The sequence below is a fragment of the Brevundimonas sp. UBA7838 genome, from assembly GCF_002500885.1.
GTDB classification, from domain to species: Bacteria; Pseudomonadota; Alphaproteobacteria; order Caulobacterales; family Caulobacteraceae; genus Brevundimonas; species Brevundimonas vesicularis_C.
In genome coordinates this window covers 15254-31128 of record NZ_DLTK01000071.1, presented here as the reverse complement: position 1 = coordinate 31128, position 15875 = coordinate 15254, and the positions used below count along the sequence as shown (strand labels likewise).

Below are 15875 nucleotides of genomic sequence, written 5' to 3'. Positions count from 1 at the left end.
GCCTGCCAAGGCCCGAGCGCCCCGCGCGGCCCCACCCGAAGAGACGCCGCTGGCCCCGACCTATGCAGAAGAGCCGCCTCAGACCGCCTATGACGACCTGCCGCCTTGGGAGGACGACGCCGTCCAGCCCGCGCCCCGCCCCTCGGCCGCGCGCTCGGTCGAGCCTCGCGTCGCTGCGGTCAAGGCGCCCAAGGTCCGCAAGGACGACGTGGACCAGCAGGCCTTCGACTTCGTGCGGCCGGAAGGCGATTTCGACCTGCCGCCGCTCGGCATCCTGACCAAGCCGGCCCAGCGCGTCGGTTCGGTGGACGAGGACTCCCTGAAACAGAACGCCAAGATGCTGGAAGGCGTGCTGCAGGAATTCGGCGTGCGCGGCGTGATCGACCAGATCCGTCCCGGCCCTGTCGTGACGCTCTACGAACTGGTGCCCGCGCCGGGCGTGAAGCACGGCCGCGTGGTCGCCCTAGCCGACGATATCGCCCGGTCGATGTCCGCCCGCGCCTGTCGTATTTCCGTGGTCCAGGGCCGCAACGCCATTGGCATCGAACTGCCCAACGCCAAGCGCGAGACCGTCTATCTGCGCGACCTTCTGGCCAGCGCCGAATACGACAAGAAGGGTCACCTGCTGCCCCTGGCGCTTGGTGAGACCATCGGCGGAGAACCCTATGTCGCCGACCTGGCGCGGATGCCTCACCTCTTGATCGCGGGCACCACGGGCTCGGGCAAGTCGGTCGGGGTCAACGCCATGATCCTGTCGATCCTGTATCGCCACAGCCCGGCCGAATGCCGCTTCATCATGATCGACCCCAAGATGCTGGAGCTGTCGGTCTATGACGGCATCCCGCACTTGCTCGCGCCGGTCGTGACCGATCCGAAGAAGGCCGTCGTCGCCCTGAAATGGACGGTGCGCGAGATGGAGGATCGCTATCGCCGCATGTCCAAGCTGGGGGTGCGCAACATCGCCAGCTACAACGAGCGCGCCCGCGAGGCCCAAGCCAAGGGCGAGCATTTCGAACGCACGGTCCAGACCGGCTTCGACGACCAGGGCCGCCCGGTCTATGAGTCCGAGAAGATCCGCCCCGAACCCCTGCCCTTCCTGGTCGTGGTCATGGACGAAATGGCCGACCTGATGCTGGTCGCCGGCAAGGACGTCGAGGGCGCGGTTCAGCGTCTGGCCCAGATGGCCCGCGCCGCCGGCATCCACCTGATCATGGCGACCCAGCGCCCGTCGGTGGACGTCATCACCGGCACCATCAAGGCCAACTTCCCGACCCGGATCTCCTTCCAGGTCACGTCCAAGATCGACAGCCGCACCATCCTGGGCGAGCAGGGCGGCGAGCAGCTGCTGGGCCAGGGCGACATGCTCTACATGGCCGGCGGCGGGCGGATCACCCGCCTGCACGGCCCGTTCGTCGACGACAAGGAAGTCGAGGACGTCTGCAAACACCTGAAAGCCCAGGCCGAGCCCGACTATCTGGATCTGATCACCGACGAGCCCGACGGCGACGGCGACAACGGTTTCGACGAAAGCGGCGGCGGAGGCTCGGGCGACGACCTGTACGATCGCGCCGTCGCCGTGGTCACCCGCGACCGCAAGGCCTCGACCAGCTACGTCCAGCGTCGACTGCAGATCGGCTACAACCGCGCCGCTTCTCTGATCGAGCGAATGGAGCAGGAAGGCGTGGTCAGCCCCGCCAACCACGCGGGCAAGCGCGACGTCCTGGCCGGCCCGCCGCCGATGGTGTGACGAAAATCGAGGAACGGCTGCGGCTCGGAGCCGTTGTCTGACCCGCTATCGCGTCCAAGCTTCAGCATTTCGATGAACAGGGCTTCATCGCAGCGCCGGAATATGGTCAGGCTCGCGTCATTCCGACGCCAAGCCGACCGGGCAAGACGGCAGGATCGACAACCATCCCGAACGGGAGACGAACTTCATGACCTCGCGCACCAAGACTCTGGCCTTGCCGGCCGCCGATCTGCACCGCCGCAGCCTGCTGCTGGGCGCCGGCCTGACGACCGGCCTGATCGCGCTGGGCGCCTTCGACGCCGCCCATGCCCAGTCCAACCTGTCGGCCGAGGATCGCGCCGTGGTGCAACAGGCGCAGGGCTATCTTCAGGCCCTGACCTCGGCGCAAGGAACCTTCACCGAAACGGGCCCGAATGGACAGACGCGCCAAGGGCGCTTCTATCTGCAGCGTCCCGGCAAGATGCGCTTCGAATACACCAACCCCGCCGGTCTGCTGGTGGTGTCGGACGGCTATAACGTCAAACGCTACGACCCGCGTCTGAACAGCTTCCAACAGGTGCCGTTGGGTCGCACTCCGCTGTCCACCTTCCTGGCGCGCAATGTGCGGCTGGACCAGGGCGTGCGCATCGAGCGCGTAACCCGGATGGCTTCGGGCGCCTTCGCCATCACGGCGCGGGATTCCAACCGCCCGAACGACGGTCAGGTCGTGCTGGCCTTCGCCGGCAATCCGATGCGTCTGCAAGAGTGGACCATCACCGATCCGCAGGGCGCCCGGACCCGGACCCAGCTGACCTCGCTGCAACCGGCGTCCGGCCTGTCGGCGCGCCTGTTCCAGCTCAGCGATCCGACCCGTCGTCCCGGCCGCAACTAAGGGCGTTCAGTCTAGGGTGTTCTGGGGGCGGGTGACCATTCCTCAACCCCTGTTTCGCTAGACTAGCCGCATGAGCGCGACCGCCCCGCCATCCGGCGTCCCATCGCTGAAATGGATCGCGGCGGTCGGCGCGGGCGCCTTCAGCCTGTTCATGCTGGGCGCAATGGTGGTCGAACCGGCTCTGAATCGCCTGATCGCGCCGATCGACGCCTCTGCCACACCTCGCGTGTCCGGACAGGTCGAGGTCGGGGAGGTCGTGCTGTCCGGGCGCTACGCCGCGACCAATTCCGACATGACGCTCGATGTGGACGGCGGCGCGCTGAGCACGACCACGGGCGGCCGCCTGACCTCGGCGCCGCATCGGCTGGTTCAGGCGGATCAGCCGGCCAGCGTCTCCAGAAGTTTCGCCGACGCCATGGCCGTGCCGCCGATCGCCCAGATCGAGGTGCGGCGTGTCACGGTTGACGAAGACACGCGGCTGTGCGCCGGTCATCCCGTCGGATGGCTGGCCCTAGCCGTGCGGCGCGACGGCTTCGTCCTGATGCCGGTGCGACAGGGGCCGCCGCCGGGCGCTCTTTTGGCCGACGACCGCCTGTGCGCCGTCCTGGACCTTCGCCGATGATGCGAGCTCTGATGCTGGCGGCGCTGGTCGGTCTGGCGGCGGCGCTTCTGACTTGGACCCGACCGGGCGCGACGGATCGTGAGGCGACGGACCCGGTCGTCATTCAGGTGCTCGACAACGGCTTTCACACCGATATCGCCGTGCCGCGCGCCGCGCTGGAACGCCGCGGCGGCTCTCTGGCTCATGCGGTCCAATCCTTGGCGCCCGGCGACTGGATCCTGATCGGCTGGGGCGATGCGAAATTCTACGTCGATCAGCGGCCGATTTCGGATCGCTTGCCGGACGGGGCGCGCGCCTTCCTGCATCCCGGCAATCGATCGGTGCTGATGCTGGCCCCTCGACGCGAGGATCCGCGGCTCGCATATGGCGAAGACAGCGCCGCCCTGACCCTGAGCCGCGCCGCGTTCGACCGTCTTGCCGCGCGGGTCGAGGCCTCGCTGGATCTGTCGAACGGCCGGCCGCACATCGCAGCCCTACGGCCCGGCGACGACGCGCGCTTCTTCGCCAGCCGCGAGACCTTCTCCATCCTGCATCTGTGCAATCACTGGACGGCCGGCGTCCTGAACGCCGGTGGCGTGGCGATCCGGCCTGTTCCGGCCATCACCTCGGGTGAGGTGATGCGCTCGGTCCGGGCCGCCGAACGGGCGCGAAAACTGGACAGACCCCCGCTGCGGGACTAGACCGCCCGACTTTCGCCTATCCGGCCGGGTCCGATCCCCAGCGGGCGAACAAGAAGGAGAGGCCGATGGCCCACAAGCAACACACCCGCAACGCCTCCGGCCCCGCCGGACCCAGCCAGCGCCAGCTGCGCGCCGGCGAGCTGATCCGTCACGCCCTGGTCGACATCCTGCGCGAGGAGGACATCCGCGACGAGGCCCTGGCCGGGGTGTCCATCACCGTGACCGAGGTGCGGCTGTCGCCGGACCTGAAACACGCCACCTGTTTCGTCGAGCCTCTTGGCGCCGGCGTCGAGGCCGCGCCGACCAATGGCCACGAGAGCGAGATCATCAAGGCGCTTAATGTCCATGCCAAATTCGTGCGCGGCCAGCTGGGCCGTCGCCTGGACATGAAGTTCACGCCCGACCTGAAGTTCCGCCACGACGAAAGCTTCGACGCCGCCAGCCACATCGACCGCCTGTTCGACGACCCCCGCGTGCGCGCCGACCTGGAGCGCCGCGACGACCAGGGCGATCAGTGATCCTCCGGCCTCAAGTAGCGCGAAGCGCGGTAGGCCAAGCATAATGGGCCGCAAGAAGAAGGGCGAGATCGTCGACGGCTGGGTTTGCCTGGACAAGCCGTTCGAGATGGGATCGACCGAGGCCGTCAGCCGCATCCGTCGCCTGTTCAACGCCCAGAAGGCCGGTCACGCCGGAACGCTGGACCCGCTGGCCAGCGGCATCCTGCCCATCGCGCTGGGCGAGGCAACCAAGACCGTGCCGATGATGATGGAGGCGCAGAAGGTCTATCGCTTCACCATCAACTGGGGCGTCTCGACCGACAGCGTGGACCGCGAGGGCGAGATCATCGGCCGCTCCGACGTGCGACCCACGGTCGATCAAGTGAAGGCCGCCCTGCCCGCCTTCGTCGGCGAGATCGATCAGACCCCGCCGCGCTTTTCCGCCATCAAGGTGGACGGCGCCCGAGCCTATGACCTGGCGCGCGACGGCGTCGAGTTCGAGCTCCAGGCCCGGCGCGTGACCATCCATTCCGCCGAGGTCAGCGACGCGCCCGACGCCGACCACGTTGAAATCACAATCCGCACCGGCAAGGGCGTCTATGTCCGCTCGATGGCCCGCGATCTGGCTGCGGTTCTGGGCGCCGAGGGTCATGTCAGCGCCCTGAGACGCGAGCGCGTGGGGCCGTTCAGCACGCAAAACGCCGTCACTCTGGATTCTCTGGAGGAAATGGTGCATAGGGGCGCCGCCTCGGAAGGCTTGCTTGCCGTCGCGACCGCTCTGGACGACATCCCGGAACTGGCCGTGAATGAACAGGACGCCTTCTCGCTTCGGCAGGGACGCCCGATCGTTCTGCTCCCCCGTCAGGTGGAAACCCTCAAGGATCGCCTTACCGGCGGTTCGCGCACGGTTTCAGCCTTTCAGGGTCAGACCCTCGTCGCCCTCTGTCAGTTGCGGGCCGGCCGGCTAGAACCCGACCGCGTTTTCAACCTCTAGGCCCGCGCCATCCGGCAAGGGCCGAGACCCCACGGCCTCAAGTAGCGCGTAGCGCGATAGGCCAAGAAAGGACTCTTACGATGTCGGTTACTGCTGAACGCAAGCACGAGATCATCGCCGATAACGCCCGCTCCGCCGGCGACACCGGCTCGGCCGAGGTTCAGGTCGCGATCCTGTCGGAACGCATCGCCAACCTCACCGAACACTTCAAGACCCACAAGAAGGACAACCACTCGCGTCGTGGCCTTCTGAAGATGGTGTCGCAACGTCGCCGCCTGCTCGACCACCTGAACAAGGTCGATGCCGGTCGCTACCAGGCGCTCATCTCCAAACTGGGCCTGCGCCGCTAAGGCGTCGGATCAGTGTAGAATACGCTTTCGAGGCGCGGGCGGTCACGTCCGCGCCTCGTTGTGCAACTAAGCGCTTCCAGGCCAAGTGGCTGCCGGTTGGCCGCCCGGGAAGCGCGACTATAAGACACGACCTGTGCGCCGCAGGACTTACCGGCGCAGCTGCGAGGGCCATGACGGTCCTCTCCCGGTCGTCGCGATGGCGCGGCGGCCTCTGGATCGAAGGACTGAACGCCGACGCATCCGCCCCATGATGGGACCCCGCACGGAATACGCCGTCCGGGATACGAAAGACGAAATATGTTCGACATCAAACGCAAGACGATCGACTGGGCCGGCCGCCCGCTGACCCTGGAAACGGGCCGCATCGCCCGCCAGGCCGACGGCGCCGTGCTGGCGACCTACGGCGAGACCGTGGTTCTGGCCACCGTCGTCTATGGCCGCGCGCCCAAGCCCGGCCTGGATTTCTTCCCCCTGACGGTCAACTACCAGGAAAAGACCTTCGCCGCCGGCAAGATCCCGGGCGGCTACTTCAAGCGTGAAGGCCGTCCGTCCGAGAAGGAAACCCTGGTTTCCCGCCTTATCGACCGTCCGATCCGCCCGCTGTTCGTCAAGGGCTTCAAGAACGAGACCCAGGTCGTCGTGACCGTGCTGCAGCACGACATGGAAAACGATCCCGACGTTCTGGGCATGGTCGCCGCCTCGGCCGCCCTGACCATCTCGGGCGTGCCCTTCATGGGCCCCATCGGTGCCGCGCGCGTCGGCCTGATCGACGGCGAGCTGGTGCTGAACCCCGCCATCGACCTGATCCCGTCCTCGGACCTCGACTTGGTGGTCGCCGGCACGCAAGACGCCCTGATGATGGTCGAATCCGAAGCCAAGGAGCTGTCGGAAGAGAAGATGCTCGAGGCCCTGATGTTCGCGCATGCGGGCATGCAGCCGGTGATCGACGCCATCATCGAACTGGCTGAACACGCCGCCAAGGAGCCCTTCGACTTCCAGGCCGAAGACCACTCCGACGTTGTCGCCTCGATCAAGTCTCTGGTCGGCGAAGACATCAAGAGCGCCTACACCCACGCCGGCAAATACGAGCGCCGTTCGGGCGTCGACGCCGCCAAGAAGGCCGCCGCCGCCAAGCTGGTGAAGACCGACGAGAACCCCGACGGCGTCGACGGTTCCAAGTTCTCGGCCGCCTTCAAGGAGTGCGAAGCCGAAGTCCTGCGTCGCGACATCATCGAGAACGCGCACCGCGTCGACGGCCGCGCCCTCGACAAGGTCCGCGCCATCGTGTCGGAAGTCGGCGTCCTGCCGCGCACCCACGGTTCGGCCCTGTTCACGCGTGGGGAAACCCAGGCGCTGGTCGTCGCCACCCTCGGCACCGGCGAGGACGAGCAGTACATCGACAGCCTGCAGGGCACCTACAAAGAGAACTTCCTGCTGCACTACAACTTCCCCCCCTATTCGGTGGGTGAAGCGGGCCGCATGGGTTCGCCCGGCCGTCGCGAAATCGGTCACGGCAAGCTGGCCTGGCGCGCGATCCGTCCGATGCTGCCGACCAAGGAAGACTTCCCCTACACCATCCGTCTGGTCTCCGAGATCACCGAGTCGAACGGCTCGTCCTCGATGGCCACGGTCTGCGGTTCGTCGCTGGCCCTGATGGACGCCGGCGTGCCGCTGGTCCGTCCGGTCTCGGGCATCGCCATGGGCCTGATCTTGGAGCCGTCGGGTGAGTTCGCCATCCTGTCGGACATCCTGGGTGACGAAGACCACCTGGGCGACATGGACTTCAAGGTCGCCGGCACGTCGGAAGGCATCACCAGCCTTCAGATGGACATCAAGGTCGCCGGCATCACCAAGGAGATCATGAAGCAGGCCCTGACGCAGGCTTCGGCCGGTCGCCTGCACATCCTGGACGAGATGTCCAAGGCCATGGATGCGCCGCGCGCCGAACTGGGTGAACACGCGCCCAAGATCGAAACGATCAAGATCCCCGTCGACAAGATCCGTGAAGTCATCGGTTCGGGCGGCAAGGTCATCCGCGAGATCGTCGAGAAGACCGGCGCCAAGATCGACATCGGCGATGACGGCACCATCAAGGTCGCCGCCAACGACCAGGAGAAGATCGACGCCGCCAAGGCCTGGATCCAGTCCATCGCCTCGGAGCCGGAAGTCGGAACCATCTACTCCGGCAAAGTCGTTAAGGTCGTCGACTTCGGCGCCTTTGTGAACTTCTTCGGCGCCAAGGACGGCCTGGTCCACGTGTCCCAGATCGCTCTGGAACGCGTCGCCAACCCGGCCGACGTCCTGTCGGAAGGCCAAGAGGTGAAGGTCAAGTTCCTGGGCTTCGACGATCGCGGCAAGACCAAGCTGTCGATGAAGGTCGTCGATCAGGCCACGGGTGAAGACCTGACGGCCAAGATCAACGCCGAGCGCGCCGAGCGCGGCGAAGAGCCCCTGTCGGAAGACACCGGCGGTCGTCCGAAACGTGACGGCGGGGATCGCGGTGGCGATCGCGGACGTCGTCGTCGCGACTAAGCGACCTCGCATCCAAGACTGATGAGGCCCGGCGGAGCGATCCGCCGGGCCTTTTTCTTTGGGGCCGCGCAACGGCTGTCCGCGATTTCACTTGCCGCTTCGGCCCATGCAGTTTCCATTGCCGCATCCAAGTTTCGAGGGGCCGTTCCATGTTCGATCGTCGTCTTCTTCTTCAGTCCGCCGCCTTGGGCGCCGGTCTCGTCGCCGTGGGCGGCCCCGCCTTCGCGCGTCAGGCAGGGGCATCGCAGGGCGACGCCGCCGCCCAACTCAAAACCTTCATGGACGCCACGTTCGAGCAGACGCTGGACAAGAGCCCTGAGGTCGTCACCATGTTCGGCCTGGACAAGGGCGACCGCGCCGCCGCCAAGTCCAAACTGACCATTCCGACACGCGCCGAGGAAGACGACCAGCGCGCCTTCACGCGTCGCCAACGCGCCGAACTGTCCCGCATCGACCGCTCTAAACTCGATGCCCGCAACGCCAACTACTACGACAGCCTGACCCAGAATCTGGACGGGGTGATCGCCACCTACGACATCCCCTACGGCCAGGGCGGCTGGCCCAATCCGTACCGCGTCAGCCAGCAGGGCGGCGCCTATCAGTCCACGCCAGACTTCCTGGCCAACCAGCACACCATAGAGACGGCCGCCGACGCCGACGCCTATGTCGCCCGCGTCAACGCCTTCGCCGACGTGCTGCTGGCCGAGACGGATCGACTGAAGGAAGACTATGCGCTGGGCGTCATCCCGCCCGACTTCATCTTGGCCAAGGCGATCCGCCAGCAGGACGGCGTCTTGGCGACCCCCGCGGCGACCTCGCCCCTGACCCAGTCGGTCGTCGACCGGGCCCGCGCCAAGGGCCTGACCGGCGACTGGGGCGCGCAGGTGGAACGCCTTGTGACCGAGCGGGTCTATCCGGCCCTGGCCGCCCAGAACGCCGTGCTGAAGGCAGCCCAACCGAACGCTGTGCACGAGGCCTCGGTGCGCCGCCTGCCGCAGGGCGAGCAGTATTACGCCAACAGCCTACGCTACATCACCACGACCCGGCTGACCGCCGGCGAGATCCACAGCACCGGCGTGGAACAGATGGCCGATCTGACGGCGCGCGCCGATGTGTTGCTGAAGGCGCAAGGCCTGACGCAAGGCTCGGTCGCCGAGCGGATCAAGGCCCTGGGGGACGATCCCAAATACGTCTACGCCAACACCGACGCCGGCAAGGCCGAGCTGATCGCCAAGCTGAACGCCCAGATGGCCGACATGCAGGCCCGCCTGCCCAACGCCTTCGGCCGCCTGCCCAAGGCCAAGGTCGAGATCAAGCGGGTGCCGCCCGAGATCGAGGCCGGGGCGCCGATGGGCTATTACAACTCGCCCAGCCTGGATGGGACGCGGCCCGGCATCTACTGGATCAATCTGAAGGACACGGCGGAATGGCCGTCCTGGACCCTGCCGACCCTGACCTATCACGAGGCGACGCCGGGCCACCATCTGCAGATCAGCCTGCAGCAGGAGAGCGAGTCGGCGCCGCTGCTGATGAACCTGCTGGGCTTCTCGTCCTACGTCGAAGGCTGGGGGCTATATGCCGAACAGCTGGCCGACGAGCTGGGCGCCTATGAGAACGATCCGGTGGGTCAGATCGGCTACCTGCAATCGCTGATGTTCCGCGCCGCCCGCCTGGTGGTCGACACCGGCATCCATTCCAAGGGCTGGAGCCGCGAAGAGGGCATCCGCTACATGATGGAGGCCTATGGCGATCAGGAAGGCGCGGCGACGTCCGAGGTCGAACGCTACTGCGGCTGGCCGGGCCAAGCCTGCGCTTACAAGGTCGGTCACAACGAATGGGTCCGCCTGCGCGAAAAGGCCAAGACCAGCCTAGGGTCTAAGTTCGACATCAAGGGCTTCCACGACACGGCGCTGGCCGCCGGCGGCGTACCCCTGTCGGTGCTGGAACGGATCGTCGACGGCTGGGTCGCGATCCAGGCTTAATCGGCGACGGTCAGGCCGTCGGCCTGGCGCAGGCGGTTGTGGATGTCGGTGGCGGCGACGGCGGCTTCGGCGGTCGCGACGGCGATCTGGTTGAGGCCGCGCACGACGTCGCCGGCGGCATAGAGGCCCGGCACGCTCGTGGCCTGATGCAGGTCGACCTCCAACCGGCCGTCGTCGGCCAGACGCGCCTCCAGCCCCTCGGCCAGTTCGGCGTTCGGCGATGTGCCCAACGCCGAATAGACAAGGTCGAATGCGCGGCTCTGGCCGGCGTAACTTAGGGCCGTCACCCGGTCGTTTTCGATGTCGATCGCGTCCAGCGGCGCCAGGATCAGTTCGACGCCCAGCCGTTCCAGTTCGTCACGCCGGCTGAGCGCGTCGGGCGCGCCAATATGGATCAGGGTCACACGGTCGGAATAGGTGCGCATGAAGGCGGCCTCTCGCGCCCCCTTGTCGCTCTGGCCGATGATGGCGACGGCCTTGTCGGTCGCCTCATAGCCGTCGCAGATGGGACAGATGCGGACCAGCGCCTTTTGAACCGCCGCTTCGACACCTGGCAGATCCGGATGTTGATCGACGACCCCGGTCGCCAACAGGACGGCGCGGGCGCTGATGGTGCGGCCATCCATCTCGGCGACGAAGCCGTCGCCGTCGTGGCTCAGGCGCTGGACGCGACCCGGTTCGACGACCGCGCCATATTCCTCCGCCTGTTCGCGCATCCGCTTCAGAATGTCCGCGCCGGTGATGCCGGCCGGAAAGCCCGGCATGTTGTGGCTGAGCGGGATCCAGCAGGCGCGGGGCGCGCCGCCATCCACCACCAGGGTCCGCCGACGAAAGCGCCCCAGATAGGTCGCCGCCGTCAGACCGGCCGGGCCCGCGCCGATGATCAGAACCTCCGGATCAGTCACCGCGTGCGCCAAGTGACAGGCCAAAGGTCGGACGGCACGCCGGCGCATTCGCCCATCACGCTTTCCTGCGTCAGGGTGAAGCCCTGCCCCGTCCATGCCCAGGTCTGCGCCGCGCCGCAATCGCCAATGCCCCGCGCCTTGGCGAAGGCCGACAGGGTGCGGGTCTTGGGATCATAGGCGCCGTTGACGGTCGCATTGTCCGGCATGACGGGATCGGAACCCGGCCCTTCCGATCCGGCGAGGATCGCGGGCCGAGGGTCGCGACCGCCCGGTCCTGTCAGATACCAGTTGTGGGTGACATTATAGGCGCCCGATCCGCAGGGCACGGCCCACAGCTCGGTGCGGGCGTCCAGCCGGGCGGACATGACCATGTCGCTGACGGCCGGCATGGCCGACTCCTTGAGGCAGTCGCCGACCTCGGTGCGGGCGCGCAGCGCGGCTGGCGCCTTCTGGTTCTGATCGCCAAACCCGACCTGATCGACGGCCGGGGCGGGGGTGACGGTCGGCAGCGGCGGCGCGACAGGAACGAGGGTGGCCGGGCGGTCGCCGCGTCGGATCAGGGCGGTTGGCGTATCCAGACGTCCCTGCTTCTCGTCGATCCACAACAGGGCGGCGGCGGCGCCGTGCAGCGAGACCTCCTGGGTCGAGGCGCCGCGAATGATCATGACCTTGCCTTGGGCCAGGGCGTCGAGGGCGGCGCGAGCGCCGTCGCGGATCTCACCGACGGGCGCCTCTGCGTCGCTCGCCTCGCCGCGCACAGCCGGATAGGCGCGGCCGTCGATGGTCAGGCTGAGGGGGCCGGCGCCCTTGGCGTCGCCGTCGGGCCAATAGCCGAAGAGGAGTTGCGGCTGGGCGTCCGGACCGGGCACCAGTGTGATGCGGACCCAGCCGGCGGCGAACTCGGGCGCGAAGCCGAAGGCCCAGCAGGTCCCGTCGTTGCCGCAGGTGGCGCTCCAGTCGCGGAAGGTTTTGGTTTCAGGGCGGATCTGCAGCACCGGCGCAGCGGCGGCCGGCGCAGCAGGACGGGCGGCCTTGGTCGCGGCAGGCGTCTTGGCCGCATCCTTGTCTCCGCATCCGGCGATAGACAGCGCAGACAGGACAAGGGCCGAAAGGGCGACGCCGCGCCACAGGCCTTTCGGGGTCATGCCTTCTTCAACTCCGACGGCTTGTGCGCCGCGCGAGCGCCGGTCTTGGCGCTCTCGACGATATACTCCGGATTATCCTTGGAGGCCGCAACCTTGTGGCCCTTGATCTTGGTTTCCGAAGTGACCTTCTTGACCACCTTGCCGGTCGTGGTGCCCTGGCTGTGATCCCACTTCACCTTATCGCCGGCCTTGAACGTCTTTTCTGACATGACGATGACTCCTGCTGTGTCGCTTCCTGTTCAGCGATCAGCCTGCGCATCAGTTCCGCGTCGATCACGGGCGGCGCCTCGCAGAAGGTGACGATCCAACGATCCACCAGCTGGCGCTCTTCTTCCGTCATCCTGCCGTCCGTCTCTGTTGCTGGGCCCAAGAGAAGTCCGGGCTGGCCAAAGGGTTCAGGAACGATCTGCGTTATTCCGGGCGGCGACGACGGGCGGCGGGGTTTGCGCGGGCGCGCGGCCTCGCTATACCGCCGCCACGACATTCCCTTCCCCACAGTCACAGGCGGACCGCACGCATGGCCAAGATCAAGGTCGAAAACCCCATCGTCGACATCGACGGCGACGAAATGACCCGCATCATCTGGCAGATGATCAAGGACAAGCTGGTCTTCCCGTTCCTGGATCTCGAGCTGGACTACTACGACCTAGGCATGGAGCATCGCGACGCCACCGACGACCAGGTGACGATCGACGCGGCCCACGCGATCCAGAAGCACGGCGTCGGCGTGAAGTGCGCCACCATCACCCCGGACGAAGCCCGCGTGCAGGAGTTCGGCCTGAAGAAGATGTGGAAGTCGCCGAACGGCACCATCCGCAACATCCTGGGCGGCGTGGTCTTCCGCGAGCCGATCATCTGCTCGAACGTGCCGCGCCTGGTTCCGGGCTGGACCCAGCCGATCGTCGTCGGCCGTCACGCCTTCGGCGACCAGTACAAGGCCACCGACTTCCTGATGCCCGGCCCCGGCACCCTTACGATCAAGTTCGTCGGCGAGGACGGCGAAGTGATTGAGCACGAGGTCTACAAGGCCCCAGGCGCCGGCGTGGCCATGGCCATGTACAACCAGGACGCCTCGATCCGCGAGTTCGCCCACGCCAGCTTCGCCTATGGCCTGCAGCGCAACTATCCGGTCTATCTGTCGACCAAGAACACGATCCTGAAAGCCTATGACGGCCGCTTCAAGGATCTGTTCCAGGAAGTGTTCGACGAGCACTACGCCGCCGACTTCAAGGCGCGCGGCCTGACCTATGAGCACCGCCTGATCGACGACATGGTTGCGGCCGCGATGAAGTGGTCGGGCGGCTTCGTCTGGGCGTGCAAGAACTATGACGGCGACGTGCAGTCCGACGTCGTGGCGCAGGGCTTCGGCTCGCTCGGTCTGATGACCTCGGTCCTGATGACGCCGGACGGCAAGGTGCTGGAGACGGAAGCCGCCCACGGCACCGTGACCCGCCACTATCGCCAGCATCAGAAGGGCGAGGCCACCTCGACCAACTCGATCGCCTCGATCTTCGCCTGGACGCGCGGCTTCAAGCACCGCGCCAAGCTGGACGGCAACGCCGCCCTGGACCAGTTCGCCGACACCCTGGAGAAGGTGGTCGTGGACACCGTCGAGGCCGGCTTCATGACCAAGGACCTGGCGCTGCTGGTCGGCGACCAACAGGGCTGGCTCACCACCGAAGGCTTCCTCGACAAGGTCGCCGAGAACCTGAAGACCGCTCTGCCGGACGTGGGCTGAAGCCTGAGATCCTCCCCCATGACAATGGGGGAGGGGGACCGCGAAGCGGTGGAGGGGGCGACCCGCGCGCAATCCTTCGTGACGGCTTGTAGCCGCGACGCTGAAGAGACCGTGCGGCGTCCGCCCCCTCCACCACGCTACGCGCGGTCCCCCTCCCCCGCTTCGCGGGGGAGGAATGCAAGAATACCAGCCCCGTCGGAGCGATCCGGCGGGGCTTTTCGTTGTGTGATCGGCCGGGGCATGCATGATCGGCGATAATGAGGATGCGTTCGTGAAGCGGCTGTTCGGAAACCTGGTGCTGGCGGCGGTGGTCGTGGCGGTGCTGTCCTTTTTCGCGGCGCCCGCTGTGGCCTTCTTCGCCATTCGGTCCGCGGCCGAGGCGAACGATGTGGCCGGGCTGGCGCGGCTGATCGACTTCAACGCCGTACGCCAGTCGTTGCGGCCGCAGCTGGCGGGACGGCCCGAGGCGATGGCGCCCGCGCCGTCCTTCCTGGAAGACCCCATCGGCGCCTTCCGGCGTCAGATCGAGCAGAACCCGATCCTGCGCCAGCCGGATGTCGACGCCTATCTGACGCCGGCCGCCCTCAAGGCCCTTCTGAAGGGTGAGGGCCGATACGCCAGCCAGCGCACGTCGGCGGGCGTGGCGCCGGCCTCGGAGCGCAGCCGCAAGCCCTGGCCCAGCCCCGCCTACTGGAGCGTCAATCGGGCGCGGATGGCGGTGACGGATCAGGGCGGGTCGCGCACCCTGTTCACCTTCGAGCGGCGCGGGCCGTTCGAGTGGAAGCTGGTTCACATCGGCCTGCCCGACGGGACGGCCCCGGCCGTCACCGTCACCCCGCGATAAACCCGGCAACCGACGCCGCCCAGCCTGCGTTGGCTTTCCAAGGAGACGACATGAGCCGCAAGATCATTACCGGAGCCCTGATCGCCGTCGTCATCGGCGTAGTCGTCGCCCTGTTCGTTTCACCCTTCATCGCCGCCCAGGCGCTGGTGCGGGCCGCGCGCACAGGGGATGCGGCCGGGCTGGAGCGGCAGGTGGACTTCCCGGCGTTCCGCACCAGCCTGAAGAGCGAGCTGAACGCGCGCGCGGCCCTGGAAATCCGCAATCGGACCAAGGGGGACACCGGCCTGGCGGCGCTGGGCATGCTGCTGGCCCCGTCGCTGGTCGAGGGGGCGGTCGACAACTTCGTCACGCCGCAAGGCATCGCCGCCATGGTCCGCTCCGGCGAGACGCCCGAGCCGGAACGGCCCGTGCCCGCTGACGACACCCCGGCCGTGGACAAGGACAAGATCCGCCAGTCCTGGGCCTATCGCGGGCTCAACACCTTCGCCGTCACCCTGACGCGCGACGACCGGCCGGACGATGCGCTGGTGCTGATCATGGAACGCCGGACGCCGTTTACCTGGAAGCTGGCCGGGGTCGATCTGACGCCCGACCCGATGGGTTGAGACGGTCGGGGACAAAAACACCGTCTAAAGTGTCTAATTCGTCTGATTGGACGGCGGGCGCCGATCAGAAAGTGAGTGCAGTTAGCGCACTTTTGCCTTGGGTGTGCGGCCTCCTCTTTGGTGAGCAGAGAGTATCGGCCGTCCCTGCGGCACGCTCAGGAAACGGACGCTCCGGGACCTCAAGCCGTTGAATAGCAAGGCTGTCAGGTTCGAAAGTGCGATGGATTGCCCTCTCCCATTGGAAGAGGGCTTGAGCGCACGAGCGCGCATCGATCGTTCTTTCGCGAAAGGGTAAGGGTCGGGCGGTGCGACTTGGCCACCAGCCGACCCTCATCCGGCCCTACGGGCCACCTTCTCCCGACG

The 15875-nt window shown here is 67.0% G+C and carries 15 protein-coding genes; 12 read left to right on the top strand and 3 right to left on the bottom strand.

Going from position 1 to position 15875, the window contains the following annotated elements; all coding sequences use genetic code 11:
* The 9 genes from B3T77_RS05705 to B3T77_RS05665 form a co-directional block, all read left to right on the top strand.
* The coding region (locus B3T77_RS05705) for a DNA translocase FtsK (RefSeq protein ID WP_292078102.1) at positions 1–1747 on the top strand (1747 nt) is incomplete at its 5' end.
* 187 nt (positions 1748–1934) lie between these two features.
* The gene (locus B3T77_RS05700; protein WP_066553451.1) at positions 1935–2618 is read left to right on the top strand and encodes a LolA family protein; all 684 of its coding nucleotides are present in this window, start codon (positions 1935–1937) and stop codon (positions 2616–2618) included.
* Between the two features lie 70 nt (positions 2619–2688).
* A complete protein-coding gene (locus tag B3T77_RS05695; RefSeq protein ID WP_292078098.1) occupies positions 2689–3240 on the top strand; it encodes a hypothetical protein in 552 nt (183 codons plus the stop codon).
* On the top strand, positions 3237–3920 hold the full coding sequence (locus B3T77_RS05690) for a DUF2459 domain-containing protein (RefSeq protein WP_292078096.1): 684 nt from the start codon (positions 3237–3239) through the stop codon (positions 3918–3920). The genes B3T77_RS05695 and B3T77_RS05690 overlap by 4 nt, the downstream gene beginning before the upstream one ends.
* Before the next feature lie 65 nt (positions 3921–3985).
* Complete coding sequence (rbfA, locus tag B3T77_RS05685; protein WP_292078094.1) at positions 3986–4438, top strand: 30S ribosome-binding factor RbfA; 453 nt, start codon at positions 3986–3988, stop codon at positions 4436–4438.
* Positions 4439–4481: 43 nt separating this feature from the next.
* Positions 4482–5411, top strand: coding sequence for a tRNA pseudouridine(55) synthase TruB (truB, locus tag B3T77_RS05680; protein ID WP_292078092.1), 930 nt, complete (start codon positions 4482–4484; stop codon positions 5409–5411).
* An 80-nt stretch (positions 5412–5491) separates the two neighbouring features.
* The gene (gene rpsO / locus B3T77_RS05675; protein WP_017506665.1) at positions 5492–5761 is read left to right on the top strand and encodes a 30S ribosomal protein S15; all 270 of its coding nucleotides are present in this window, start codon (positions 5492–5494) and stop codon (positions 5759–5761) included.
* A gap of 297 nt (positions 5762–6058) precedes the next feature.
* Entirely contained in the window at positions 6059–8293 is a 2235-nt protein-coding gene (gene pnp / locus B3T77_RS05670; RefSeq protein ID WP_091752034.1) for a polyribonucleotide nucleotidyltransferase, read from the top strand.
* A gap of 149 nt (positions 8294–8442) precedes the next feature.
* Positions 8443–10275, top strand: coding sequence for a DUF885 domain-containing protein (locus B3T77_RS05665; RefSeq protein WP_292078089.1), 1833 nt, complete (start codon positions 8443–8445; stop codon positions 10273–10275).
* Here B3T77_RS05665 and B3T77_RS05660 read toward each other — a convergent pair.
* From B3T77_RS05660 to B3T77_RS05650, 3 genes are read right to left on the bottom strand one after another with little or no spacing between them, the layout of a single operon-like run.
* Entirely contained in the window at positions 10272–11180 is a 909-nt protein-coding gene (locus B3T77_RS05660; protein ID WP_292078088.1) for an NAD(P)/FAD-dependent oxidoreductase, read from the bottom strand. The genes B3T77_RS05665 and B3T77_RS05660 overlap by 4 nt on opposite strands.
* On the bottom strand, positions 11177–12325 hold the full coding sequence (locus tag B3T77_RS05655; protein WP_292078086.1) for a DUF1176 domain-containing protein: 1149 nt from the start codon (positions 12323–12325) through the stop codon (positions 11177–11179). Before B3T77_RS05655 ends, B3T77_RS05660 begins: the two co-directional genes overlap by 4 nt.
* Positions 12322–12534, bottom strand: coding sequence for a DUF2945 domain-containing protein (locus tag B3T77_RS05650; protein WP_017506660.1), 213 nt, complete (start codon positions 12532–12534; stop codon positions 12322–12324). The genes B3T77_RS05655 and B3T77_RS05650 overlap by 4 nt, the downstream gene beginning before the upstream one ends.
* A gap of 308 nt (positions 12535–12842) precedes the next feature.
* On the opposite strand from B3T77_RS05650, the gene B3T77_RS05645 reads away from it, so the two are divergent.
* The 3 genes from B3T77_RS05645 to B3T77_RS05635 all read left to right on the top strand — a co-directional run bounded on the left by B3T77_RS05645 (position 12843) and on the right by B3T77_RS05635 (position 15512).
* On the top strand, positions 12843–14063 hold the full coding sequence (locus B3T77_RS05645; protein WP_292078083.1) for an NADP-dependent isocitrate dehydrogenase: 1221 nt from the start codon (positions 12843–12845) through the stop codon (positions 14061–14063).
* A gap of 271 nt (positions 14064–14334) precedes the next feature.
* On the top strand, positions 14335–14907 hold the full coding sequence (locus B3T77_RS05640) for a DUF2939 domain-containing protein (protein WP_292078081.1): 573 nt from the start codon (positions 14335–14337) through the stop codon (positions 14905–14907).
* Positions 14908–14957: 50 nt separating this feature from the next.
* A complete protein-coding gene (locus tag B3T77_RS05635; RefSeq protein WP_017506657.1) occupies positions 14958–15512 on the top strand; it encodes a DUF2939 domain-containing protein in 555 nt (184 codons plus the stop codon).
* Positions 15513–15875 lie beyond the last annotated feature (363 nt).

What these genes read in the sequence shown, in the direction of transcription:
- B3T77_RS05645 (WP_292078083.1), top strand. Translation starts at nt 12,843, where the DNA reads ATGGCCAAGATCAAGGTCGAAAACCCCATCGTCGACATCGACGGCGAC.
- B3T77_RS05690 (WP_292078096.1), top strand. Translation starts at nt 3,237, where the DNA reads ATGATGCGAGCTCTGATGCTGGCGGCGCTGGTCGGTCTGGCGGCGGCG.
- B3T77_RS05700 (WP_066553451.1), top strand. Translation starts at nt 1,935, where the DNA reads ATGACCTCGCGCACCAAGACTCTGGCCTTGCCGGCCGCCGATCTGCAC.
- B3T77_RS05635 (WP_017506657.1), top strand. Translation starts at nt 14,958, where the DNA reads ATGAGCCGCAAGATCATTACCGGAGCCCTGATCGCCGTCGTCATCGGC.
- B3T77_RS05665 (WP_292078089.1), top strand. Translation starts at nt 8,443, where the DNA reads ATGTTCGATCGTCGTCTTCTTCTTCAGTCCGCCGCCTTGGGCGCCGGT.
- rbfA (WP_292078094.1), top strand. Translation starts at nt 3,986, where the DNA reads ATGGCCCACAAGCAACACACCCGCAACGCCTCCGGCCCCGCCGGACCC.
- pnp (WP_091752034.1), top strand. Translation starts at nt 6,059, where the DNA reads ATGTTCGACATCAAACGCAAGACGATCGACTGGGCCGGCCGCCCGCTG.
- B3T77_RS05650 (WP_017506660.1), bottom strand. Translation starts at nt 12,534, where the DNA reads ATGTCAGAAAAGACGTTCAAGGCCGGCGATAAGGTGAAGTGGGATCAC.
- B3T77_RS05655 (WP_292078086.1), bottom strand. Translation starts at nt 12,325, where the DNA reads ATGACCCCGAAAGGCCTGTGGCGCGGCGTCGCCCTTTCGGCCCTTGTC.
- B3T77_RS05695 (WP_292078098.1), top strand. Translation starts at nt 2,689, where the DNA reads ATGAGCGCGACCGCCCCGCCATCCGGCGTCCCATCGCTGAAATGGATC.
- rpsO (WP_017506665.1), top strand. Translation starts at nt 5,492, where the DNA reads ATGTCGGTTACTGCTGAACGCAAGCACGAGATCATCGCCGATAACGCC.
- truB (WP_292078092.1), top strand. Translation starts at nt 4,482, where the DNA reads ATGGGCCGCAAGAAGAAGGGCGAGATCGTCGACGGCTGGGTTTGCCTG.